Raw genomic sequence first — 23,552 nt, forward strand, 5'->3', positions numbered from 1 at the left:
GTCAGTTCAGATGCGTGCGGGGCTTTTTTTATGTTCGCAACGGGGACCGCGCGACGGCGATGCGAGCCGGCGCGCGGCATCGTCACCGCTGGCCGAACCAGCGATCGAAGCGCCGCGTGTAGTTCAGGTCGACGCCCTGGAACGTGCCGCCATACGCGGACACCGACCAGAAGCGCGTCAGGTTGATCGTCGCCTTGAACGCGTTGCTCGCCGATTGCAGCCCTTGCTCGTAACCGAGCACGAAACGCTCGTTGATCGCCTTCGAGATCTGCACGACCTGTGCGTCGGTGAGGCCGACGTCGCTGCGGCCGATCGAGAATTCGTCGAGACCGATGCTCTGCGCGACGCGCCTGCCGGTCGCGCTGCCAAGCAGCCCGAGCGCGGCGGTCATCGCGTTCTGCTGGCCGACGTTGTTGCCCTGGTCGGTGCCGTGCCCGAACAGCAGCCACGACAGCTTTTCGTTGTCGGTGACGTTCGGCTCGGACACGAGCTTGACCGTCGGCGACTGAATCGTGCCGACGACCTGCACGCCGGCCTCGACCTCCTGGTTGCGCCGCATCGCGAGGATGTTCACGCCCGGATTCGACACGGGGCCGTTGAACGTGAAGAAGCCGTTCTCGACCGCGAGCTTGCGGCCGAACGACGTATACGTCGACCCTTCCGTCACGCGCACGTTGCCGACCGCGCGCAGCGGCACGCCCGGCGCGCTCATCACGGTGATCGTGCCGCGCAGCCCGAGATCCGCGCCGTGCCCCTTGAAGCGGAAGTTGTTGCCGAGGCCGATGTCGATGTTCGCGCGCGGCGCGAGCGACGGCGCCGGCTTGTCCTCGACCTTCTGCGGCTTCGCGACCGCCGTGCCGGTCGGCGTCTCGCCGCGCACGGTTCCGTCCGGCCGCACCACGACGACATCGTCGGACAAGTGCGGCGCCGCGTCCTCCGGCAGGTCGAACAACGCACGGTCGACGACGAACTTGCCGTCGATCGACAGCGCGCCGCGCGGCCCGTCGTTCGCGACGGTCGCCTTGCCCGACAGCGACAGCTTGCGGTCCGGCGCCGCGAACAGCTCGAGCTTGTCCGCGACGATGCTCGCGGTCAGGTCAGGCGCCTCGCCGTCGAGACGCACGCGGCCGATCGCGCGCAGCGTGCCGTCGCCGCCGTGGAACTCGACCTGCTGGAATTCGACGAGGTTCTCCGCGAGCTTCACGCGCACGATGCCGTCCTTCAGCTGCACGCCCTGGTCGACGAGCGTCGCGGACAGATCGTCGCCCGTCAGCATGCCCGACACGTTCGGCTTCACCGGCGTGCCCGCGATCGTCAGCTTCAGCGCCGCGCGCCCGCCGAGCAGGTAGCTCGGCCCGAACAGGTTGCCGGTCGACTTCAGCGACGGGATGTCGGCGTCGATGCGGCCCGCCAGCGGGCCGTCGTCGACGACGCCGAACACGCCGTCGCGCAGCGCGAACGGCACGGTGACGTTCGCGTCGAGCGTGCCGACCCGGTTCGCCTTCGCGAGCGCCACCACGTTGAGCCGGTTGCCCGGTGCAAAGCTCGCGCGCGCCGACAGGTCGGTCAGCCCGAGCGACGCGATGCCGCGCCCGGTCTCGATCGTCACGTCGCCGCCGCGCCGCTTCACCTGCACGTAGCCCGTCGCGTTCGCGCCGAGCGAGAAATCCCAGTCGGCATCGAGCACGACGTCGGTGCGCACCGGCGGCCGCTGGCCCGTCAGCTCCTGGCGGATCTCGAGGAAGCGCGCGACCGACGCGCCGCGCACGGCGCCGGCCGAGCGCATCTGCCCGTGATCGAACACGAACGACTTCAGGTCGATCGCCGCGCCTTCGAGCGTGAGTCGCGTCGCGCCGAGCGTCACGCGGCCGGCGCCGGCCGACACGGCAAGCGGCGCCTGCAGCGCCACCGACGGCGTGCCGCGGTTCGCGAGGCGCGTGACGGTGCCGCCCCAGCGCATCCCGTCGCGATTCTCGACCACGCCGCCGTTCGCCGCGAGCGTCAGGTCGATCACGCGGCCGCCGGCGGTCCCGATCGCCGACGCGTCGAGCGTGTGCTTCGCGCGCGTGCCGTCGAGGTTCGCGCGCAGCGATTTCAATTGCAGCGAGCCGAGCGCGATGTCGGTCGCGTCGGCCGTGAACACGAGCGCGCCGTGCGCGCCGTCGCGGATGTCGGCGCGCCCCTGCGCGGCACCGATCCGGTTCGAGCCGACCACGACGTGCTGGGCCTTGTAGGTGCCCGTCACGTTCGGGTGCGCGAAGCTGCCGGTCAGCTCGCCCTGCGCCTGCACGAGCCCCTGCACGCCGAAGCCGAGCCGGTCGAGCTCCGGCGCGTCGACGACGAAGCGCAGCCGGTCGCCCGGCGCGCCGAAACTGCCGCGCAGGTCGACGTGGTTGCCCGCGATCGACAGGGTCGCGTTGCTCGGCAGGATCCGCGCGCCGACGAGCTGCACGACGCCCGCGCCGGTCAGCGGCACGCCGTCGTAGAGGCTGTCGCCGAGCTTGAAGGTCGCCTTCGTCGACACCTGCGGCGCGAACGCGCCGGAGGCCGTCAGCGTGCCCGATACGCGCGTCTCGCCGCGCCTGGCCGGCGCCTTCGCGGTTGCCTTCGCCGCTTTGGCGGCCGGTTTGCCGCCGCCCGCGGCCGGCGCGCGCATCGCGGCGAGCAGCAGCGGATCGAACGCGGTCAGCGTCGCCTTCGCGTCGTAGCTCGAATGCGCGTCGTGACGGAACACGCCGGTCAGGTCGATACGTCCCTTGCCCGCCGTCACGCGCGCATCGGTCAGCACCGTCTGCTGCTGCGTCAGCGCGACCTTCGCGCGCGCGCCGAGCGCGAGCTTCGGATCGTTCAGGTTGAAGTCGACGGTCGTCACGTCGCCTGCGAGCGTCACGCCGAGCGGGCCGCCGAGGCGCATCGGCCGCAACTCGGCGACGAATGCATTGAGGTCGAGGTTCGCGACCTTCAGGTCGAAGCGGCCCTTGCCGCCGGTCAGCGCGCCGTTGCCGGTCACGCTGCCGTCGCGGATCAGTTTCAGCGCGAGGCCGTCGATCCGCTGCGCGTGTGCGTCGAGATTGACGGTCGCATGTGCGTCGACGACGGGCAGCAGGTGCTCGCCCAGCGTGCCGGGCTTCGCGTTGACGATCGACACCGGGCCGGTCACCGCGAAACCCTTCGCCGCTGTGGCGCCCGCCGGCGCGGTCACGGGCGCCAGCTCCGCGCGCACCGCGAGATCGGCGGCCGGCGCGCCCGGCGCGAGCGCCTGCGGGTTCACGTGATCGAACACGAGCGACGCGCGCGTGAGCGGCACCGCGCCGAACGGCGCGGCCTCGACGTGCGCGCGCCCGTTCAGCTTCATCCCGCTCGCGGCGACGTCGGCGACGAGCGCTTCGAGCGAACCCGATACGTTCGCGCTCGCGTTGACCGGTTCGTTCGAGAGCTTGCCCACGTAAGTCGCGTTGCCCGTCAGCGCGAACGGCTTCACGCCGTCGAGCTTCACGCGTGCGGTCAGCGCGCCGTACGGCGTGTCGACGCCGTCGAGCGCAAGTTCATGGTGGCGGCCGTCGCTGCGGCCGTTCAGCGCGAGATGGTCGAGCTGCGTCGTCGACCCGCCTTCGTGAATCGCCAGGTGATCGACGCGCAGATCGTCGATCCGCAACTGCAGCGGCAGGCTCAAGTCCTGCGGCGTCGTGCTCGGCGTCGATGGCCCCGGCGCGATCCGCACGTCGATCGTGCCCGCGCGAAGGTAGTCGACGGACAGCCGCCACGGCGCGCGGGTCAGCGCCCAGCGGCCGTCGAGCCGGTCGATCCGCACTTCGGTGCCGGCGCCGCCGGGGCTCGTCCACGCGAAGCCGCGCAACCGCACGCCCGTCGCGAGGGCGCCGCCTTCCAGCGTGCCCGCCAGCCGACCGCCCAGCACGCGCACGGCCGTCTGCCACGCGAGCCGCGTGCCGCGCTCGGTCGTCGCCGCGGCCAGCACGAGCCCGGCCGCCAGCACGGCGAGCAGCACGACCGTCACGAGCGTCCACGCGACGAGCCGGCCCGCACGCACGCGGCGCCGCGCGCGCGGCGGCGCGTCGGGCGCGCGCTCGGGCGAGTCCGGATCGTGAGGCGGCGGCGTGTCGTTCGGATCCTTCGTCATGCGGTTCGTCGTGGCTCGTGCAACAAGGTCAGAAAGCGATGCCGAGCGTCAGGTACGGGCGCACGCTGTGGTTGCGCAGTCCGTACGCGACGTCGACGTTGATCGGGCCGACGGGGCTGCGCCAGCGCGCGCCGATGCCGACGCCCGGGTAGAACACCTTCTCGCCCCACGCATCGGTCGCGGTGCCGATGTCGAAGAAGGTCGCGGCGCCCCAGTCGCGGTTGAACCAGTGCTGGTATTCGGCGGTGCCCGTCATCAGGTACTTGGTCGGCAGCACGGAGCCGTCGACGCTGTTGCCGATGCTCTGGTAGCCGTAGCCGCGCACCGAATTCGAGCCGCCCGCGCGAAACAGCAGCGACGCCGGCACACCGGCCGAGCTGCCGCTCGTGAACACGCCGCCGAGCTCCGCGCGGAACACGAACAGGTCGCGCTTGCCGATCGGCACGTACTGCTGGCCGCGCGCGTAGCCGCGGATGAAGGTCTGGTCCGTCAACACGCCCTTGATCGCGAAGCCGGCCTCCGCGTGGATCAGGTTGCCCGAGCGCGGGAACAGCGGATCGTCGACGTTGCGGCGCGTCCATGCCCACTGCGGCACCAGCGCACGGCTGGTGGTCGGGCCGGCGCCGTTCTGGTCGAGCCGGTCCTGATAGAACATCAGCGAATACGCGTAGTCGATGAACTGACCGGTGCGGGTGCGCTGCGCGCCGATCCGCGCGCTGTAGATCCGCGTGTCGGACACGTTGGTGTTCGTGTACGACGCGAGCACGCTGTTGGTCCAGCCTTTTTCGCCGGGCGGCATCGACAGCTGGACCTGGCCGTACTGCTGGATCTGGTCGAGCCGGCCCGACACGGTGAGCGGCCAAGCTGCGCCGAACGTGTCGAGATACGTGTAGGAGCCCTGCACATGCGGGCCCGTATCGGTCGCGTAGCCGACGCCGCCGCGAATGTTGTTGTACGGAAACTCGCTGACCTTCACGTGCACGGGCGTGCGCTCGGGCTTCGCCGTATCGTCGCCGACGTCGATCGCGACGCTCGCGTAGTACGGCGTGTTCTGCAGCTGCCGCTGCAGCTCGGTGATCCGCTGCACGTCGTAGATCTCGCCTTCCGACAGCGGATTGACGTTCGTGACGATTTTTTCCGGATAGCGGCGCACGCCGTCGACGTCGACCTTGCCGATCGTAAACGTCGGGCCGCTGTCGAACGTGACGGCCAGCGTCGCGCGCTGCATGCGCGGATCGACGCGCGCTTCCGACGACGCGATCTTCGCGCCGAGATAGCGGCGCGACTGCAGTTGCTTGAGCGCCGCGCCCTTCGCGCCGTCCCAGTCGGACTGCGTGAACGGGTCGCCCGGCTTCAGCGAGAACGCGAAACGGGTCGCGGCCTCCTGCTTCGGATCCTCGGTCTCGACCGGGCCCTTGAACGCCAGGTCGACCGTCGACACGACGGTCTGCGGCCCCGGATCGACCGCGACGCGCACGTCGCGCTTGCCGTCGCGCGTGCGCACGTCCGTGCGCACGACCGGCGAGAAATAGCCGGCCGTCGCGGTCAGGTCGCGCACCTGCTGCGGCGTGGCGGTCACGAGGAAGTCGAACTGGTCGTCGCTGATGTCGTCGCGCTTGGCGAAGCGCGCGATGTCGAGATGGGCCTCGAGGAGCTTGCGGATCGCGCGCGGCGAGTCGATCTCGACGTCGTACTTCGCATACGCCGGCAGCACGAAGCACGCGGCGAGACAGCCCGCGAGGGCCGCCCGGGCCGCCGCACCGGCGCCGCGCCGCGCGCGACGACCGCGGTGACGCGCCGCGCGCGGGCTCGCCTCATGCGCCGTATGTGCCTGCTGGTTCACCTGACCCGCCAAATATGACCTCGTCCTCGGTTGGTGATTTTGCGGAAAACCCCGTATTTGACCACAGGGCGGCGGCGCTGCCCGCACGGGCGCCGCTTTGACGCCTGGACGCAACGCGACGCGCGCGGGGCCGGCCGGACGCGCCGCGGGTGTCGCGCCAGCGGATTCGACGCGCGATTGCCGCCGGCTGTTCCCCGCTATGCGGTAAAATCCCGCCATCGCGAACCCGGCGCATCGTGCGCCGCCCGAAACGGAAAGCCAAGCCATGCCGTATCAGTCCGACGTCACGCAATTCCTGAATCAGCTCAAGCAACAGAAGCCGACGCTCGAAGAAGAGCAGCGCAAGGGCCGCTCGCTGCTGTGGGACAAGCAGCCGATCGACCTCGACGAGCGCGCCGAGCAGCAGGAATCGCGCGTGAAGCAAACGTCCTACGTCTACTACCAGAACTTCTGACGACGTGAGCGCCGCCGACGAGGCCAGCGCCGCCCGGCAGGACGACGCGATCGCCGCGCCCGCGGGCGCCGATTCGACGCCCGACACGGTCGACGGTGTCGCGGCGTTCGCACGCCTGTACGGCGAGCCGCTCTTCAAGCTGCCGCAGGATCTCTACATCCCGCCCGATGCGCTCGAGGTGTTCCTCGAGACGTTCGAAGGCCCGCTCGACTTGCTGCTGTACCTGATCCGCAAGCAGAACTTCAACGTGCTCGACATCCCGATGGCGCAGGTCACCGCGCAATATCTGGGCTACGTCGACCAGATCCGCACGTCGAACCTCGAGCTGGCGGCCGAATACCTGCTGATGGCCGCGATGCTGATCGAGATCAAGTCGCGGATGCTGCTGCCGGTCAAGAAGGCCGATACCGGCGAGGAAGCCGAGGATCCGCGCGCGGAACTCGTGCGCCGCCTGCTCGAATACGAGCAGATGAAGCTCGCCGCGCAACGCCTCGACCAGTTGCCGCAGCTCGGCCGCGACTTCCTGCGCGCCGAGGTCTACATCGAGCAGAGCATCACGCCGCGCTTCCCGGACGTCGATTCGGACGACCTGCGCGCCGCGTGGGCCGACGTGCTCAAGCGCGCGAAGCTCGTCCAGCACCACAAGATCTCCCGCGAGGAGCTGTCGGTGCGCGAACACATGAGCCTGATCCTGCGACGGCTGCAGAACGCACGCTTCATGGAGTTCGCCGATCTGTTCGACACGTCGCGCGGCGTGCCCGTCGTCGTCGTGAACTTCATCGCGATGCTCGAACTCGCGCGCGAATCGCTCGTCGAGATCACGCAGGCCGAACCGTTCGCGCCGATCTACGTGCGCCTCGCGTACCTGCCCGCGTAACGCGCGCCGCCGCGCCCGCATCACCCCCGCACGCCGGAACACACCGCATCCCGCCGCCGGGCCCGCCCGCGCGGCTCGCTCGCGGTGCGCCCGGCTAAAAAGTGAACGATCGTACTTTTTTCGATGCGTCCGGCGGCCAAATCCTCTACAATCCGCCGACGCCCGATGCGCCGCCCGCGCGCCGGCGTTCTCCGCTTCGACCCCGACGCCGCTGTTGCGGCGCCAACGCGCGCCTGCGCGAGGAACCCGCTACCCGATCATGAAAGTCATCAGCTCGATCCAGGAACTGCGCGACCAGTTGCGCGGCCAGAACCGCACGGCGTTCGTGCCGACGATGGGCAACCTGCACGAAGGTCACCTGTCGTTGATGCGCCTCGCGCGCCAGCACGGCGACCCGGTCGTGGCGAGCATCTTCGTCAACCGGCTGCAGTTCGGCCCGAACGAGGATTTCGACAAATATCCGCGCACGCTCCAGGACGACATCGAGAAGCTGCAGAAGGAAAACGTCTACGTGCTGTTCGCGCCGACCGAGCGCGACATGTATCCGGAGCCGCAGGAGTACCGCGTGCTGCCGCCCGACGACCTCGGCGGGATCCTCGAGGGCGAGTTCCGCCCGGGCTTCTTCACCGGCGTGTGCACGGTCGTCGCGAAGCTGATGTCCTGCGTGCAGCCGCGCGTCGCGGTGTTCGGCAAGAAGGATTACCAGCAGTTGATGATCGTGCGCCGGATGTGCCAGCAGCTCGCGCTGCCGGTCGAGATCATCGCGGCCGAGACGGTGCGCGACGAGGACGGCCTCGCGCTGTCGTCGCGCAATCGCTATCTGACGACCGACGAGCGCAAGGAGGCGCCGGAACTCGCGAAGACGCTGCAGCGCGTACGCGACAGCGTGCTCGGCGGCGAACGCGACCTCGGCAAGCTCGAGCAGACCGCGCGCACGCACCTGGCCGAGCGCGGCTGGGCGCCCGACTACATCTCGATCCGCCGCCGCGCGAACCTGATCGCGCCGAGCGCCGCCGAACTCGAAGCCGGCGAGCCGCTCGTCGTGCTCGCGGCCGCGAAACTCGGCGCGACGCGCCTGATCGACAACCTGGAAATCTGACGGGCCGCCCGCCCTCGCCTCTCACGCATCACGGAGATACCATGCAGCGCCATATGCTCAAATCGAAGATCCACCGCGCGGTCGTCACGCACTGCGAGCTGCATTACGAAGGCTCGTGCGCGATCGACGAAGACCTGCTCGAAGCGGCGGGCCTCATCGAAAACGAACGGATCGACATCTGGAACGTCAACAACGGCGAGCGCTTCTCGACGTACGCGATCAAGGGCGAGCGCGGCAGCGGGATGATTTCGCTGAACGGCTCGGCGGCGCGCCGCGCGCAACTCGGCGACCTCGTGATCATCGCAGCGTTCGCGATGGTCGATGAAGCCGAGCTGCAGGCCGGCTGGAAGCCGAAGCTCGTGTTCATCGACGAAGGCAACAAGATCAAGGGCCACCGCGATCACGTGCCGACGCAGAACTGGACCTGATTCACGCGGCGGCCGGCGCGCCATGACGGCCGGCACCGCGCAGCCGCCGATGCGGGAAGGGCCTGATCCGTCACGATGCCGGATCAGGCCCTTCTTCATTCACACTGCTGGATTGGCCTCGCCGATGTCCGGCCCTCGGCGATCAAGACGCCTTGGCGACCTTCTCCGCTTTCGGCGCGCGACGCTCGGCCCATTCGACGATCGGCCGCCACTGTTCGAGATCCTTCTCGACGCGGCTTTTCGCGACGTCCCACAGCGTCAGGCCGTGCGCGGCGATCTGCACGTAGTTCTGCGTGTCGCGCACGTAGCCGAGCACCGGCAGCCCGAGCCCTTCGACGAAACGGTGCAGCTGATCGGACGAGCGCGTGCGCGCGTCGACCCGCATCCCGACGATCCCGACCTCCACGCTGCCCTTGCGCACCGCCTTCTCGGCGGCGAGGCGCTCCAGAAACTGCTGGGTCGCGAGAATATCGAACATCGACGGCTGCAGCGGCACGATCACCTTGTCGGCGAGCTGCAGCGCGACGTTGAGCCGGTTGCCGTGCAGGCCGGCCGGCGTGTCGATCACCGCGTATTCGAGGCCGCGCGGCGGCTTCGACGGCGCGTCCGGATCGAGATCCCACGCCTCGATCGTCGGCAGGCCGGCCGGCCGCAGGTCGAGCCACGCATGCGCGGACTGCTGCCGGTCCAGATCGGCGAGCGCGACCCATGCGCCCTGCGCCGCGAAATAGCCGGCAAGATTGGTGGACAGCGTGCTTTTCCCCACGCCGCCCTTCGGATTCGCCACCACGATGACCGTCATGAATTCCCCCGAAAAAGCCACGCGGCGCCTGCCGCCCTGGCAAGCGCCGCTCGATTGCGGATACAGGGAGCGATGATATCGGCAAACGGGGTGTCACCGGAACGGGTTGCGCCGATGCCCGCCCTCTTTTATGCGGTTCGCGTCGCGGCGCGCGGTGCGCCGAGCGCGAACGCGCCGCCGCCCAGCAGCGCCTGCACGGCCAGCGTGACGGCCCAGAACGCCGGATATTCCCAGCCGCCGTTCGGCGACGCGAAGCTCCAGCCGTTGGGCAGATGCGCGGACACCGCGCCGAGCATGAACGGCAGCAGCACCAGCGCGGCGATCCGCACGCGGAAGCCCGCGAGCAGCGCAAGGCCGCCGGCCAGCTCGACGAACGTCGTCACGTACGCGAGCCAGCCCGGCAGGCCGATCGACGCGAAGAACTGCGCGGTGCCGGGCAGCGTGAAGACGAACACCTTCTGCGCGACGTGCGCGAGGTACAGTACGCCGAGTGCGACGCGCAGCAGCGTCGCGCCGAGATCGTTGAGGCGTTGGGGGTTCATGGCGAATTCCTTCATGAGTGGATGAGAATGGATCGCACTCTATTCGAATCGATTCGACCAATAAACACGCGATACGGCTTTAACTGATTCCCAAAAAGAACGAATCGGGTGGTAAAAAAGGGCATGACCGATCATGCCCCGCTGCCCGTACCCGGCTACGGACCTCAGCCGCCGCTTTTGCCTTGCGTGGCGTCACCCGAACCGGCCGGCCCGCCGCCCGGTGCGTACGAGTCACATGCGTGCGCCGCCGCCGACGCGCCCAGCAGCGCCGCGAGCAGCACGCCCAACCACCATCGAGCCTTCATCGTCGCGCTCCTTCGGGCGGACCTCCGCCCATCTGAGTTGTACGCGATCCGCCGCAAAATGCCAGGCCGGGCACGCCCTGCGTCAACGGAACTCGGCGTACAGCGCGCGCAAATCGAGATGCTCGGCGAACGAATCGGCCAGCCGCTCCAGCGACGCCTCGCGCAGCGCCGGGTAGTCGATGCGCTCCGCGCCGTCGAGCCCCGCCCACGCGAGCAGTGCCGCGCACGCGTCGGGCGCGTCGAACAGCCCGTGCACGTAGGTCGCGAGGATCTGCCCGTCGGCCGACCGTGCGCCGTCCGCGCGCACGCCGCCCGCTGCGTCGCCCGCCGCCAGTTCCAGCGCGGGCGTCGCGAGCGCGGGCCCGCGCGTATCGCCCATGTGGATCTCGTAGCCGTGCACGGCGGCCGCGCCGGGCAGCGCGAGATGCCCGGTCACGTTCTTCAGCGTCTTGTCCGGCTGCAGCGTCGTGTCGAAATCGAGCAGCCCGAGCCCCGGCACGCTGCCGGGCGCGCCTTCGAGGCCGAGCGGATCGTCCAGCGTGCGGCCAAGCATCTGCATCCCGCCGCAGATGCCGATCACCTTGCCGCCATAGCGCAGGTGCCGGCGGATTACCGCGTCCCAGCCCGTGTCGCGCAACCACGCGAGATCGCGCTGCACGCTCTTCGAGCCGGGCAGGATCAGCAGGTCGGCATCCGGCATCGGCCCGCTCTTCCAGTACGTGAACTCGACCTGCGGATGCGCGCGCAGCGGGTCGAAATCGGTATGGTTGCTGATTCGCGGCAGCGCGGGCACCACCACGCGCAACACGCCGGCGTCGCCGCGCAAGGCGGCGCTGCGCCCCTGCGACGGCAGCATGTCCTCGGCATCGAGCGTCAATCCGTGCAGGTACGGCAGCACGCCGAACACCGGCTTGCCCGTCTGCGCGCGCAGCCAGTCGAGGCCCGGTTCGAGCAGCTTGATGTCGCCGCGAAAGCGGTTGATCACGAAGCCGCGCACGCGCGCGCGCTCGCTGTCCGACAGGCACGCGAGCGTGCCGACCAGATGCGCGAACACGCCGCCGCGGTCGATATCGGCCACCAGCACGACCGGGCAGTCCACGCGTTCCGCGAAGCCCATGTTCGCAATGTCGCCTTCGCGCAGGTTGATTTCGGCGGGGCTGCCCGCGCCTTCGACGAGCACCGTGTCGTAGCCGGCACGCAGCCGCGCGTACGATTCGAGCACTGCGTCGAACGCGACCGGCTTGTAGTCGTGGTACGCACGCGCATCGAGGTTCATGCGCGCCTTGCCGTGGATGATCACCTGCGCGCCGCGATCGCTCGTCGGCTTCAGCAGCACCGGGTTGAAATCGGTATGCGGCGCGACACCCGCGGCGAGCGCCTGCAACGCCTGCGCGCGGCCGATCTCGCCGCCATCGGCCGTCACCGCGCTGTTCAGCGCCATGTTCTGCGGCTTGAACGGCGCGACGCGCGCGCCCGCGCGACGCGCGAGGCGGCACAGGCCCGCGACGAGCGTGCTCTTGCCGGCGTCGGACGTCGTGCCCTGGATCATCAACGTGCCGCGCGGCTGCGGTTCGGGTGCATTCATCGTATGCAAGGTCGTGGCGAAGCAAAGGCCGCATTATCGCCCGCGCCGCCACGCGCGCGCCGTTACAATCACGCGATGATTCCGCACGACCTCACTTTCGTCCTCGGCGGCGCGCGCTCGGGCAAGAGCGCGCACGCCGAGCGGCTCGCCGCCGACAGCGGCCGCCCCGTCACCTATATCGCAACCGCGGCCGCGACGGCCGCCGATGCCGAATTCGAACGGCGCATCGCGCATCACCGCGCGCGCCGGCCGGCCGACTGGGGCTTCGCCGACGCGCCCGTCGACCTCGCCGGCACGCTCGCGCGGCTCGACGATCCGCGCGCGTGCCTGCTCGTCGACTGCCTCACGCTCTGGCTCACGAACCTGCTGTGCCCGCTCGACGGCGAACCGCTCGACGACGCGCAGTATGCGGCGCAGGTCGAGCGGCTCGAGCACGCGTTGCGCGGTGCGCGCGCGAAGGTGATCGTCGTCAGCAACGAAATCGGGCTCGGCGTCGTGCCGCTCGGATCGGTCACGCGCCGCTACGTCGACGAACTCGGGCGCCTGAACCAGCGCATCGCCGCGCTCGCGACGCGCGTGACGCTGCTGGTCGCCGGGTTGCCGCTCGAACTCAAGGCGGGAGCGCCGTCATGCTGATGCTGTCGCTGCCGGTCGTCGCGATGCTCGCGGTCGCGGCCGCGATCGTCGATCGCATCGTCGGCGAACCGGCCGGCTGGCATCCGCTCGTCGCGTTCGGCCGGCTCGCCGCGCGCATCGAAGGCGCGCTGAACACGGGGCGGCGCGGCCGCATGGTCGGCGTCGCCGCCTGGCTCGCGGCGGTGGTGCCGCCGGTTGCCGTCGCCGCGTGGCTCGCGGCCGTGCTGCCCTGGCCGCTCGCGGCCGCGCTGCACGTCGCGCTGCTGTGGTTCGCGCTCGGCGCGAAAAGCCTCGCCGACCACGTCGCCCCGATCGCCGCCGCGCTGCTGCGGCACGACCTCGACGCCGCGCGCGCGCTGACCGCGCGCATCGTATCGCGCGACACCAGCGAAGCCGACGAAGGCGCGCTGTCGCGCGCGGCCGTCGAATCGGCGCTCGAGAACGGCAACGACGCGATCTTCGGCGCGCTCTTCTGGTTCGTCGTCGCGGGCGGCCCCGGCGCGCTGCTGTTCCGGCTCGCGAACACGCTCGACGCGATGTGGGGCTACCGCACGCCGCGCTTCCTGACGTTCGGCTGGGCCGCCGCGCGCCTCGACGACGCGCTCAACTGGATTCCCGCGCGCCTCACCGCCGCGAGCTACGCGCTGCTCGGCGACACGGCCGCAGCATGGCGCTGCTGGCGCACGCAGGCGCGCCACTGGGACAGCCCGAACGCGGGCCCCGTGATGGCCGCGGGCGCCGGCAGCCTGAACGTGCGGCTCGGCGGCCCGGCCGTCTATCACGGCGAAATCGAAGACCGTCCCGCGCTCGGCACCGGCGCGCCGGCGACGGCCGTGCACGTCGTCGCCGCGCTGTCGCTCGTCACGCGCACGCTCGCGCTGTGGCTCGCGCTGCTCGTCGCGAGCGGCGCACTCATCCTCGCTACCCATCATGTCTGACGCACGCATCCCGCACGGCGGCAACCTGCACGAAGCCGCGCGCCGCCACGGCATTCCGTACGACGCGTGGCTCGACCTGTCGACCGGCATCAATCCGGTCGGCTATCCGGTGCCGCCGGTCCCGGCCGACGCATGGCGCCGGCTGCCCGACGACGGCGATACGCTCGCCGCATGCGCGTCCGGCTACTACCACGCACCCGATGCCGCGCACGTGCTGCCGGTCGCCGGCAGCCAGGCCGCGATCCGCGCGTTGCCCGCACTGCTGCCGACCGGCGACGCCGGTGTCGCCGCGCTCGCGTATGGCGAATACGCCCCTGCGTTCGCGCGCCACGGCCATCGCGTCGTCGCGCTCGACATCGGCGCGGAGGTGTTGCCCGCGTCGCTGCGTCACGTCATCGTCGGGAATCCGAATAATCCGACTGCTGAATTCGTTCCGGCCGAACGGCTGCTCGGCTGGCATGCGCAGCTGTCGGCACGCGGCGGCACGCTCATCGTCGACGAGGCATTCGCGGATACGGGCGCCACGCCGTCGCTCGCGCAGTTCACCGATCGTCCGGGCCTCGTCGTGCTGCGCTCGGTCGGCAAGTTCTTCGGACTCGCCGGCATTCGAGCCGGCTTCGTGCTCGCCCGTCCCGAGCTGGTCGCCGCGCTGCGCGACATGCTCGGCGCGTGGACCGTCAGCGGCCCCGCGCGTCACGCGGTCGCCGCCGCATTCGCCGACCACGCATGGCAGGCCGCCGCGCGCATGCGGCTCGCGGCCGACGGCGAGCGCCTCGCCGCGCTGCTGCGCATGCACGGCTTCGCGGTGCACGCGACGCCGCTGTTCAGCTGGACCGACGACCCGCGCGCCGCCGCACTGCACGCGGCGCTCGCCGCACACGGGATCTGGACGCGGTACTTTGCACGACCGTCGAGCGTGCGCGTCGGCCTGCCGGGCAACGAAGCCGAATGGCGGCGCTTCGCAGACGCACTCTCGCAGTGTGTCCCGACACTGCCACAGGCAGCCGCATGACCGCTTGCCTGCTCCGCCGGCTGCCGGTCCTCGCGTCGCTAATCGCGCTCGCGCACGCGTCCTTCGCTCACGCCGACGTGACGACCCGCGACGATGCCGGCAATACCGTCACGCTGCCCGCACCGGCGCAACGCGTGATCAGCCTCGCGCCGCATGCGACCGAGCTGGTCTACGCGGCCGGCGGCGGTGCGAAACTGGTCGGCACGGTCACGTACAGCGACTACCCGCCCGCCGCGCAGGCCGTGCCGCGTGTCGGCGACAACAAGGCGCTCGACCTCGAGCGAATCGCCGCGCTGAAGCCCGACCTGATCGTCGTCTGGCGACACGGCAACGCCGAGCGGCAAACCGATGCGCTGCGTGCGCTGCACATTCCGCTGTTCTTCAGTGAACCGAAACATCTCGACGACGTGGCCACGTCGCTGCGCCGGCTCGGCACGCTGCTCGGCACCGAGCCGGTCGCCGACGCGGCAGCGGTATCGTTCTCGCGCGACATCGCGGCGCTGCGCGCGCGTTACGCGGCACGCCCGCCGGTCACGATGTTCTTCCAGGTATGGGACCGCCCGCTGACGACGCTCAACGGCGCGCATCTGTTCAACGAAGTCATCTCGCTGTGCGGCGGCCGCAACGTGTTCGCGGCGCTGAAGCCGCTCGCGCCGACCGTCACCGACGAGGCCGTGCTCGCGGCAAATCCGGAAGCGATCGTGACGACGAGTGCCGGCGCGACACGTTCGGACGCACCGCTGCCGAGCCTCGCGCGCTGGCGTGCGTGGCCCGCGCTGACGGCCGTGGCGCACAACAACCTGTTCGCGATCGACGGCGATCTGCTGACCCGGCCATCGCCGCGGATCGCGCAAGGCGCGGCCGCGCTGTGCGAGGATCTCGACGCCGCGCGGGCGCGGCGGCCAGTGCGCTGATTTCGGGCTTCGATGCCCTTCCGCGCGTCAGGCGAGCAAGCGGTCGGCTAAGCGTCCCAGTGGACGACGTCCCATGTGCGGGCGGCATCCTCCATCCGCAACCAGACGACGCCGCCCGTCGGCACCGGTCGCGACAGCAGCGTATCGAGCGGCACGCGCAACGCATGCGACGCGAATGCGCGAATCACGCCTGCGTGCGTGAGCGCCCATTGCGGCGCGTCGGCCCGCGCAACCGCGTCCGCGATCCGTGCGACGCGAGCGGCGAACCGTGCGACGCTTTCGCCGCCATGCGCGCACGCATGCATCAGGTCGGCCGCCCACGCATCGAGCGCCGCGCGGTCGATATCGTCCCAGCGACGCAGCTCCCACGCGCCGAAGTCCATTTCCTGCCAGCCCGCATCACGCCGCAGCGGCACGTCGAACGCCTGCGCAAGCCGCTCGGCGACCGACGCGCAACGCGTCAGCGGGCTCGTCCAGACCTGCCCTGGCAACGGCGCCCCGAGCGCCGCCAGACGCTCACGCACGGCCCGCGCCCCCGCCTCGGCCGATGCGGCGAGCGGCACGTCGCTGCGTCCGTAGCAAACGCCCGGTTCGACATCGACGGCCGGATGGCGAATCAGGACGAGATCCATCCGAGCACCACGAGATAGATCGCCAGTTCGCTCAACTGCTGCGCGAAACCGAGGCAGTCGCCCGTATACCCGCCGATCCGCTTCACGAAATAGCGGGCCGCCCATGCGCGCACGAGCGCGAGCGCGACGAGCGCCGCGAGGCCCGCGCGCCAGTCCGGCCAGAACAGCCACGGCAGCCCGAATGCGGCCGCGATCCAGGCCGCGCGTGCGCCCATGCGTTGCGCGACCGGCTTCGCCTTGCCTTCCGGCCGGACATAGTCGAGCGACATCAGCAAGCTCACGGCCCCCGCGCGGCTCGCCGCATGCGCGGCGATCATCGTCCACGCGGCGCGCAGCGGCGGCATGGCCGCAAGCGCCTGCCATTTCAGGCCGAGCGCGATCACGAGCGCGACCGCGCCGAACGTGCCGATTCGCGAATCGTGCATGATGCGCAGCACGTCGTCTCGCGCGTAGCCGCCGCCGAACGCATCGCAGCTGTCGGCCAGGCCATCCTCGTGGAACGCGCCGGTCGCGAGCAGCGTCGCGGCCATCGACAATCCGACCGCGATCGACGCGGGCAACACGCGCAGTGCCGCGAGATAGACGAGCGCGCCCCACGCGCCGACGCACGCGCCGACCAGCGGGAAGTAACGTGCGGCCTGGTCGAGATCGCCAGCGGCGTAGCCGATCGCGCGCGGCACCGGCACGCGCGTGAAATAGCCGAGCGCGACGAAGAAATAGCGCAGTTCGGCGCGTATACCGTTCGCGCGCTCAGGCGTCACGATTGTCGACGCCTGCGGATTCGAAGCTCGCCATCTCGGCGAGGAACGCGACCGCCGCGCGCACCAGCGGCAGCGCAAGCGCGGCGCCCGTGCCTTCGCCGAGGCGCAGGTCGAGCGCGAGCAGCGGCTTCGCGCCGAAATGCTCGAGCATGCGCCGGTGCCCTGCCTCGTGCGACGCATGCGAGAACACGCAGTAGTCGCGCACGCCGGGCGCGATGCGCTCGGCGACCAGCAGCGCGGCCGTGGCGATGAAGCCGTCGACGAGGATCGTCATCCGCTCGCTCGCGGCCGCGAGATACGCGCCCGTCATCATCGCGATCTCGAAACCGCCGAACGTCGCGAGCACGTCGAGCGGCGCGATCGCATGCGAATGCCGGACGAGCGCGCGGCCGAGCACCGCGCGCTTGTGCGCGAGCCCCTGGTCGTCGAGGCCCGTGCCGCGCCCGACGCACGCGTCGATCGGCACGTCGAGCAGCCGGCTCATCAGGCATGCAGCCGACGACGTGTTCGCAATCCCCATTTCGCCGAAGCCGATCACGTTCGTGCCGAGCGAGGCGTGCAGGCGCACGCGCGCCGCACCGGCGGCGAGCGCCGTCTGCGCCTCGTCGGGCGTCATCGCCGGTTCGGCCGCGAAGTTGCGCGTGCCGCGCGCGACCGGCAGCGACACGAGCCGGTCGGACACCGGCAGCGGCGACGCGACGCCCGCATCGACGATCTCGAGCACGCTCTGCGCGACACCCGAGAACGCGTTGATCGCCGCGCCGCCGGCCAGGAAGTTGGCGACCATCTGCGCGGTGACCGCCTGCGGATACGGACTCACGCCCTCGGCCGCGATCCCGTGGTCGCCCGCGAACACGATCGTCACCGGACGCTGTACGTGCGGCGTCTCGGTGCGCTGGATCAGGCCGACCTGCAGCGCGAGCGCCTCGAGCTGGCCGAGACTGCCGGGCGGCTTGGTCTTGTGATCGATCACATGCTGCAGGCGCTTGCGCAGCGTCTCGTCGAGCGGCGCGATCGCGGGCGGGAAGTCGGTCGGATTCGTCATCGGAAGGTTGCCTCGTTGGCGCGGCCGGTGCCGCGCATCGAAAGAAGGAAGTTCATCGTCGCTCGGGCCACGCGGGCAGCAGCGCGTCGCGGCCGTTCTCGCGGATCAGCACGAGCGGATAGCCGAACGCATCGCTCGCACGCGCCGGCGTCAGCACGTCGTGCACGGGGCCCGCCCACGCATGGCCGCGGCCGTCGAGCAACAGCGCATGCGTCGCGTAACGCCGCGCGAGATTCAGGTCGTGGCACGAGAACAGCACCGTGCGCGGACCCGCGTCGAGCCATGCGCTCAGCGCGGTCAGGCCATCGATCTGATGATGCAGGTCAAGGTGGGCGAGCGGTTCGTCGAGCAGCATCAGCGGCGCGTCCTGGCACAGCGTCGCGGCCAGCGCGACGCGCTGTCGCTCGCCGCCCGACAGCGACAGCACGTCGCGCGACGCGAGTGCGGTCAGCCCGAACGTCGCGAGCGCGTCGCGCGCGGCCGCGCGGTCGCCGTCGCGCTCCCAGCCCCAGCCGCCGAGATACGGAAAGCGGTTGAGCAGCACCGTGTCGAATACCGTCGCGCTGAACGCGTCGTGCAATTGCTGCGGCATCAGTGCGCGGCGCCGGGCGAGCTGTTCGGGCGGCCATGCGGCGAGCGGCCGGCCGTCGATCTCGACGTGGCCGCGGGCCGGTCGCTGCAAGCCCGCGAGCGTCGCGAGCAGCGTCGTCTTGCCCGCGCCGTTCGGCCCCGCGATGCACCAGATCTCGCCGGGACGGAACGCCTGCGTGAAGCCGTCGAGCAGCGTCCGTTCGCCGGCCGTCAGCGTGAGATCGATCGCCGCATAGGTCATTTCGCCGGCAGTGCGCGGTGCGGCGTGCGTCATCGCATCGGTCTCCTCAGCAACATCCACAGGAACACCGGCACGCCGATCAACGCGGTCATCACGCCGACCGGCAATTGCGCGGGCGCGATCGCGGTGCGCGCGAGCAGGTCGGCGGCCATCACTCCGCCGCCGCCCGCGAGCATTGCGGCCGGCAGCAGCATGCGCTGGTCGTTGCCGAATGCGAGCCGCAGCGCGTGCGGCACGACGAGGCCGACGAAACCGATCGTGCCGGCCGTCGTCACCGCGGCCGCGGCGGCCAGCGACGCGACGAGGTAGATCCGCACGCGAACTCGCGCGACCGGCACGCCGAGCGCGAGTGCGGTCGCGTCGCCGCGCAGCAGCACGTTGAGCTGCGGCGCGGCCGGCAGCGCGACGCATGCCGCCACCAGCAGCGCCCCCCATGCGAACCACGGCGCCGTCACGCCGTTCAGGTCGCCCGTCAGCCAGAAGATGATGCCGCGCAGTCGCGCATCGGGTGCGAGCGACAGCAGCAGCGTGACGAGCGCGCCCCACCCGGCCGCGATCACGACACCCGTGAGGAGCAGCCGCGGCGACGCGTCGCGCGAGTCGCCGCGCCACAGCTCGCGGCGAGCAAGGCCGAGCACGAGCGCGACCGATACGAGCGCGCCGGCGAATGCGGATGCATCGACGAGCCACCACGCGCCGCCCGCGATCATCGCGACGAGCGCGAAGCCGGCCGCGCCGCCGGACACGCCGAGCACATACGGCTCCGCGAGCGGATTGCGCAACAGCACCTGCAGCAGTGCACCGGCCAGCGCAAGCAACGCGCCGCACGCGAACCCCGCGAGCGCACGCGGCAGCCGCAGCGTGCGCACGATGTCGGCGAACAATGCGTCGCCGCCGTGCGGCACGAGCGACGCGAGCGCCTGCCACGGCGACATCGGCACGCTGCCGATCGACAGCGATGCGACGAACAGCAACGCGACCACGGCCGCGAGCGCGGCCCAGATCGCGGCGGCACGCGCGGCGCTCATGCGCCGCGCGGCGTCGCGCACGACGCACGACGCTTCCGCTGACCGTCGTGGCCGGCCGGGCGCGGCACCGGCGTCGCGCTCCGGCGTGTGGCAGGTATACGCAAGCTCGTCATCCTCGTCGAACAGGTTGTTGATGCATGCACGGGCGAACCGCGACCCGGTGATGTCGTCGCGCGCACGGTGCGGATGCCGTGCCCGTGTGCGGCACAGCGAGCGATGCGCGGCCGATGGCGGACAATTGCGCGCGCCACGAACGGCACCCCGATTCCCGCGTTTCGCCGATCGTATCCCGCAAGCGATCGGCCGGCCGAACGTCGGTCGCACCGGCGTGACACGACCACGACCCATCGAGCCGCACCTGCGTGCGGCCGACATTTTGCGCAATATAGTGGAAGCCGCCGCGTCGGGTCGATCGGCATCGCGCTTGCGTTGCCGTCACGCATGATCGGCGCGGTGATCGCGACTTCCGGCGGCAGCGGTGCGTCGGCGCGCGGCGCGACCGGTCCGGGCGCCGCAACGACCTGCGTCGTCGATCCGGGCGAACCAGCCGCCGCCGCGACGCGCACGACGGCGGGATGCGGCACGCCGCGGCGTGCGCCGAAGGCCGTGCGGACGATTGGGGTCAGCATCGAAGACAAGTCCCGTGAAGCGCTGCGCGCCCCGCTTCCCCGCAGGTCGCGCGTCATGAAGCCGTGCAGGCTCCTCACCTCGGCCGGTATCCGGGCTGGCGGCGTACCGGCTCGCCTTCCCGCGCGGATCACGCGCAGTGGCCCGCGTCCGCGTGCGACCTGCACGCGAAACGCGCCCGAGCCGGCCTGCGTCGTCCGACGCGGCCGCTTACCGTTGCGGGGGCAGCGCAGGTTGGCGATCTCCATGCGGAGCACGCGCCCTGCTTCCCGTTTAACCGCGCGACGCACGCGCGAGCACCGAGGCGGCGCCAGTTTAGGAGCGGGTCGCGCGAGCGTCAAGAAAGCGGCCGAACGTATGCCGGGAGCGCGCGGCGAACGCGCCGCAGCCGCGTATTCGCGGCAAGAAGCCGGGGTGTTACGACTGGAAACGTTACAGATGTCGGAATGCGCGTTATTCCGCGCTAAAATGCTGGGTCTTTAGAGGACGCAGCAAATGCTCAACGAACTCGAAACCTTATCTCAAAATATTGGCCGTCTGATCTCGCTGAACAAGCGCTATCACTCGGAACGGCTCGCGCTCGAGGAGCAAGTCGCGCAAATGCGCGCGGAAGCGGACACGGTCCGCGCGGAACTCGCGCAACTGCGCGACGAACGCAATGCGCTCGCGGCCGAGCGCGACACGCTGTCGGCAAAGATCGATGACGCCCAGGTCAAACTGAACGCGATTCTCGAAAAACTGCCGCGTACGAAGAGCGCGGAGCAAGCCGACAACCAGCTCGACCTGCTGGATGCGCAGGCGCGCACGGATGGCGACGACGCGGCCAGCCACGGAGAACATGCATGAGCACCAAGCAGATCGAAGTCTCGATTCTCGGTCAGCCCTATCGGCTCGCCTGTTCGGCCGAGACCGAAGCGGCGCTGCTCGAGGCCGTCGCACGCGTCGACGCCGAAATGTCGAAGATCCGCGCGAACAGTTCGGTGCGCGGCACCGACCGTATCGCGGTGATGGCGGCCCTGTCGCTCGCATCCGAATTGCTGCGACTGCAAACGAGCGTGCGTCACGGTGAAGCATTTCCGGCGGAAGAAATCCGTCGTACAATGCACCAGATGAACGAACAGCTCGGCGCGGTGCTCGCACAGCACGAGACGCAGTAACGTTTGATCGATGCGTCGATTCCCCTTGATCTCGGCGATCAACGGTGGTCAAATTGGCGCAACGAAACACAGTTCAGTCAGCTTCCCTGCCTGGTTCGCCAAGGTCATATATTCCTTGAACCAATGCCATGTGCACGGTTGCGGAAATTTGTAGCACGGGCGCGCGCGTCACTCTGTCTGATGTACCCGAAGTGCTGCTAACTGCGACCAATTCTGAACCTCAGGTTCAGGATGCCGGCCTAGCGGCCAAGGCGGGGGCCTATCCAACGGCATCGGGGTCCCCGATGCCGTTTCCTTTTTCAGGGTCTGTTTGCATGCGAAACGCGCATGCAAACAGACCTTCATGCCCTTTCTGCGTCGATTACGATCCATGCAATACTGGCTCATGAAGTCCGAACCGGACGAAGCAAGCATTGACGATCTCGCGCACGCGCCGCAGCACTCGCTGCCGTGGACCGGTGTGCGCAATTTCATGCGCGACACGATGAAGATCGGCGACGGCGTGCTGTTCTATCACTCGAGCTGCCCTGAGCCGGGCATCGCGGGCCTCGCCGAAGTCTCGTCGACGCCCTACCCCGACCCCACCCAGTTCGATCCGAAAAGCCCGTATTACGATCCGAAGTCGACGCAGGAATCGCCGCGCTGGCTGCTCGTCGACGTGCGCTTCGTGAAGAAGTCGCCGCTCGTGCCGCTCGCTGCGCTGCGCGAGCATGACGAACTCGCCGACATGCGCGTGCTCGCGCGCGGCAACCGGCTGTCGATCACACCCGTCACGCGCGCCGAGTGGCGCTTCATCACCGAAAAGCTGATGAAGTAGGCGCACACAGTCGGCGCACGCGTCAGTCCAAGCAACAGACACACGCCAAAGGTCAAATCCGGTCAATACGCGCCGCCGCCACGGAACTCGCGGCGCGTTCGTGCAGCCTAAGCAACCGCTGTCGCCCGATCGGGACGACGGCCGTTTTTTCGTCGCGCGGTACGCCCGCGTCGCGCACGCGTGATCCGCATGCGCGCCCTCGCACAAGGAGTCCAACAATGACCAAGAAATCCGCACTCGCGCTGTCGCTCGCCCTCGCCGCCGCCGTGCCCGTCGCGCTGACGCTCGCATCGCCGGCCGCGCACGCGCAAACCGCGAACCCGCACTTTCCGGAACCGGCGGGCGTGCTGTCGCTGTCGTCGCAGGCCAGCGCCGACGTGCCGCAAGACATCATCCACATCACGCTGTTCTACGAACAGCAGGCGAAGGACCCGGGCAGCCTGACGTCCGCGCTCAACCAGCGCGCCGACGCGGCGCTCGCGCAGGCGAAGGGCGTATCGGGCGTCACCGCGCACACCGGCGCGTTCTCCGTGTATCCGAGCACCGATCGCGACGGCAAGATCTCCGCATGGCGCGGCCGTACGGAAGTCGTGCTCGAATCGCGCGATTTCGCGGCGGCGTCGAAGCTCGCGGGCCAGCTGTCGAACCAGATGCAGATCGCGAACGTCGAGTTCTCGCTGTCGCCCGAAGCGCAACGCGCGGCCGAGCAGAAGCTCACGACCGAAGCGATCAAGTCGTTCCGCGCGCGCGCGGACGAAGCCGCGAAGGCCTTCGGCTACAACAGCTACTCGATCCGAGACGTGAACGTCGGCGGCAGTCGCAACGTGCAGCCGTACCCGCGCATGATGGCGATGGCCGCGGCACCGATGGACAGCGCGAAGATGAGCGCGCCGATCGCGGTCGAAGGCGGCAAGGCGACCGTGTCGGTCACGGTCAACGGCTCCGTACAGATGAAGTAACGCACGTCGCGCAACGCGCGGCAGATGTGAAAACGCCGGCCTTCGGGCCGGCGTTTTTCATTCGGGATCCTGCGATCGATGCGCACGCCGATCGTGCGCATCCGCATCGCATCACGCGTCA

The 23,552-nt window shown here is 70.0% G+C and carries 23 protein-coding genes, 1 other RNA gene and 1 riboswitch; of the genes, 13 read left to right on the top strand and 11 right to left on the bottom strand.

What is annotated here, in order from left to right; all coding sequences use genetic code 11:
* Positions 1 to 82 precede the first annotated feature (82 nt).
* Both ACV22V_RS29630 and ACV22V_RS29635 read right to left on the bottom strand, forming a co-directional pair.
* Positions 83 to 4,138 (bottom strand): translocation/assembly module TamB domain-containing protein, encoded by a 4,056-nt coding sequence (locus ACV22V_RS29630; protein WP_448016296.1) that lies wholly within the window; start codon positions 4,136 to 4,138, stop codon positions 83 to 85.
* A 28-nt stretch (positions 4,139 to 4,166) separates the two neighbouring features.
* Positions 4,167 to 5,993, bottom strand: a complete 1,827-nt coding sequence (locus tag ACV22V_RS29635; RefSeq protein WP_448016298.1) for an autotransporter assembly complex protein TamA — start codon at positions 5,991 to 5,993, stop codon at positions 4,167 to 4,169.
* 253 nt (positions 5,994 to 6,246) lie between these two features.
* Here ACV22V_RS29635 and ACV22V_RS29640 point away from each other — a divergent pair, with 253 nt between their 5' ends.
* From ACV22V_RS29640 to panD, 4 genes are all read left to right on the top strand, one after another.
* On the top strand, positions 6,247 to 6,435 hold the full coding sequence (locus ACV22V_RS29640; RefSeq protein WP_044849219.1) for a DUF3460 family protein: 189 nt from the start codon (positions 6,247 to 6,249) through the stop codon (positions 6,433 to 6,435).
* 4 nt (positions 6,436 to 6,439) lie between these two features.
* Complete coding sequence (locus ACV22V_RS29645) at positions 6,440 to 7,312, top strand: segregation and condensation protein A (RefSeq protein ID WP_059527573.1); 873 nt, start codon at positions 6,440 to 6,442, stop codon at positions 7,310 to 7,312.
* 259 nt (positions 7,313 to 7,571) lie between these two features.
* Positions 7,572 to 8,411 (top strand): pantoate--beta-alanine ligase, encoded by an 840-nt coding sequence (gene panC / locus ACV22V_RS29650; RefSeq protein ID WP_059528301.1) that lies wholly within the window; start codon positions 7,572 to 7,574, stop codon positions 8,409 to 8,411.
* A 41-nt stretch (positions 8,412 to 8,452) separates the two neighbouring features.
* Positions 8,453 to 8,839 carry an aspartate 1-decarboxylase gene (gene panD / locus ACV22V_RS29655; RefSeq protein ID WP_448016299.1) on the top strand — a complete coding sequence of 129 codons (387 nt, stop codon included), beginning with the start codon at positions 8,453 to 8,455 and terminating at the stop codon, positions 8,837 to 8,839.
* A gap of 142 nt (positions 8,840 to 8,981) precedes the next feature.
* Here panD and ACV22V_RS29660 read toward each other — a convergent pair whose 3' ends face one another.
* The 4 genes from ACV22V_RS29660 to ACV22V_RS29675 form a co-directional block, all read right to left on the bottom strand.
* Positions 8,982 to 9,641, bottom strand: a complete 660-nt coding sequence (locus ACV22V_RS29660) for a ParA family protein (RefSeq protein ID WP_448016300.1) — start codon at positions 9,639 to 9,641, stop codon at positions 8,982 to 8,984.
* Positions 9,642 to 9,769: 128 nt separating this feature from the next.
* Positions 9,770 to 10,183 carry a DoxX family protein gene (locus ACV22V_RS29665; RefSeq protein ID WP_059528303.1) on the bottom strand — a complete coding sequence of 138 codons (414 nt, stop codon included), beginning with the start codon at positions 10,181 to 10,183 and terminating at the stop codon, positions 9,770 to 9,772.
* 164 nt (positions 10,184 to 10,347) lie between these two features.
* A complete protein-coding gene (locus ACV22V_RS29670; RefSeq protein WP_175907982.1) occupies positions 10,348 to 10,488 on the bottom strand; it encodes a hypothetical protein in 141 nt (46 codons plus the stop codon).
* A gap of 82 nt (positions 10,489 to 10,570) precedes the next feature.
* A complete protein-coding gene (locus ACV22V_RS29675) occupies positions 10,571 to 12,073 on the bottom strand; it encodes a cobyric acid synthase (RefSeq protein WP_448016301.1) in 1,503 nt (500 codons plus the stop codon).
* Between the two features lie 75 nt (positions 12,074 to 12,148).
* Between ACV22V_RS29675 and cobU the strand changes: the two genes are divergently transcribed.
* From cobU to ACV22V_RS29695, 4 genes are read left to right on the top strand one after another with little or no spacing between them, the layout of a single operon-like run.
* Positions 12,149 to 12,709: a bifunctional adenosylcobinamide kinase/adenosylcobinamide-phosphate guanylyltransferase gene (gene cobU / locus ACV22V_RS29680; protein WP_059528305.1), complete on the top strand. Its 561-nt coding sequence runs from the start codon at positions 12,149 to 12,151 to the stop codon at positions 12,707 to 12,709.
* Positions 12,703 to 13,647, top strand: a complete 945-nt coding sequence (gene cbiB, locus ACV22V_RS29685) for an adenosylcobinamide-phosphate synthase CbiB (RefSeq protein ID WP_448016302.1) — start codon at positions 12,703 to 12,705, stop codon at positions 13,645 to 13,647. Before cobU ends, cbiB begins: the two co-directional genes overlap by 7 nt.
* Positions 13,640 to 14,659 carry a threonine-phosphate decarboxylase CobD gene (gene cobD, locus ACV22V_RS29690; protein WP_448016303.1) on the top strand — a complete coding sequence of 340 codons (1,020 nt, stop codon included), beginning with the start codon at positions 13,640 to 13,642 and terminating at the stop codon, positions 14,657 to 14,659. Before cbiB ends, cobD begins: the two co-directional genes overlap by 8 nt.
* On the top strand, positions 14,656 to 15,573 hold the full coding sequence (locus tag ACV22V_RS29695; RefSeq protein ID WP_448016304.1) for a cobalamin-binding protein: 918 nt from the start codon (positions 14,656 to 14,658) through the stop codon (positions 15,571 to 15,573). The genes cobD and ACV22V_RS29695 overlap by 4 nt, the downstream gene beginning before the upstream one ends.
* Before the next feature lie 47 nt (positions 15,574 to 15,620).
* Here ACV22V_RS29695 and cobC read toward each other — a convergent pair whose 3' ends face one another.
* From cobC to ACV22V_RS29720, 5 genes are read right to left on the bottom strand one after another with little or no spacing between them, the layout of a single operon-like run.
* Positions 15,621 to 16,205: an alpha-ribazole phosphatase gene (gene cobC / locus ACV22V_RS29700; protein WP_448016306.1), complete on the bottom strand. Its 585-nt coding sequence runs from the start codon at positions 16,203 to 16,205 to the stop codon at positions 15,621 to 15,623.
* Positions 16,190 to 16,966, bottom strand: a complete 777-nt coding sequence (locus ACV22V_RS29705; RefSeq protein ID WP_059692241.1) for an adenosylcobinamide-GDP ribazoletransferase — start codon at positions 16,964 to 16,966, stop codon at positions 16,190 to 16,192. Before ACV22V_RS29705 ends, cobC begins: the two co-directional genes overlap by 16 nt.
* Positions 16,956 to 18,011, bottom strand: a complete 1,056-nt coding sequence (cobT, locus tag ACV22V_RS29710; protein WP_448016307.1) for a nicotinate-nucleotide--dimethylbenzimidazole phosphoribosyltransferase — start codon at positions 18,009 to 18,011, stop codon at positions 16,956 to 16,958. Before cobT ends, ACV22V_RS29705 begins: the two co-directional genes overlap by 11 nt.
* A 52-nt stretch (positions 18,012 to 18,063) precedes the next feature.
* Positions 18,064 to 18,876, bottom strand: a complete 813-nt coding sequence (locus tag ACV22V_RS29715; RefSeq protein WP_059692239.1) for an ABC transporter ATP-binding protein — start codon at positions 18,874 to 18,876, stop codon at positions 18,064 to 18,066.
* Positions 18,873 to 19,871 carry a FecCD family ABC transporter permease gene (locus ACV22V_RS29720; RefSeq protein ID WP_059528307.1) on the bottom strand — a complete coding sequence of 333 codons (999 nt, stop codon included), beginning with the start codon at positions 19,869 to 19,871 and terminating at the stop codon, positions 18,873 to 18,875. The genes ACV22V_RS29715 and ACV22V_RS29720 overlap by 4 nt, the downstream gene beginning before the upstream one ends.
* Positions 19,872 to 20,564: 693 nt before the next feature.
* Positions 20,565 to 20,817: riboswitch (cobalamin riboswitch) on the bottom strand.
* 176 nt (positions 20,818 to 20,993) lie between these two features.
* On the opposite strand from ACV22V_RS29720, the gene ACV22V_RS29725 reads away from it, so the two are divergent.
* The 5 genes from ACV22V_RS29725 to ACV22V_RS29745 all read left to right on the top strand — a co-directional run bounded on the left by ACV22V_RS29725 (position 20,994) and on the right by ACV22V_RS29745 (position 23,431).
* Positions 20,994 to 21,344, top strand: coding sequence for a hypothetical protein (locus tag ACV22V_RS29725; RefSeq protein ID WP_059527607.1), 351 nt, complete (start codon positions 20,994 to 20,996; stop codon positions 21,342 to 21,344).
* On the top strand, positions 21,341 to 21,655 hold the full coding sequence (locus ACV22V_RS29730; protein ID WP_011885730.1) for a cell division protein ZapA: 315 nt from the start codon (positions 21,341 to 21,343) through the stop codon (positions 21,653 to 21,655). The genes ACV22V_RS29725 and ACV22V_RS29730 overlap by 4 nt, the downstream gene beginning before the upstream one ends.
* An 80-nt stretch (positions 21,656 to 21,735) precedes the next feature.
* Positions 21,736 to 21,917, top strand: a non-coding RNA gene (gene ssrS, locus ACV22V_RS29735) — 6S RNA.
* A 108-nt stretch (positions 21,918 to 22,025) separates the two neighbouring features.
* On the top strand, positions 22,026 to 22,472 hold the full coding sequence (locus ACV22V_RS29740) for an EVE domain-containing protein (protein WP_448016308.1): 447 nt from the start codon (positions 22,026 to 22,028) through the stop codon (positions 22,470 to 22,472).
* Between the two features lie 218 nt (positions 22,473 to 22,690).
* A complete protein-coding gene (locus tag ACV22V_RS29745; RefSeq protein WP_059701886.1) occupies positions 22,691 to 23,431 on the top strand; it encodes an SIMPL domain-containing protein in 741 nt (246 codons plus the stop codon).
* Positions 23,432 to 23,552 lie beyond the last annotated feature (121 nt).

This window comes from Burkholderia sp. AW33-5, assembly GCF_053427615.1.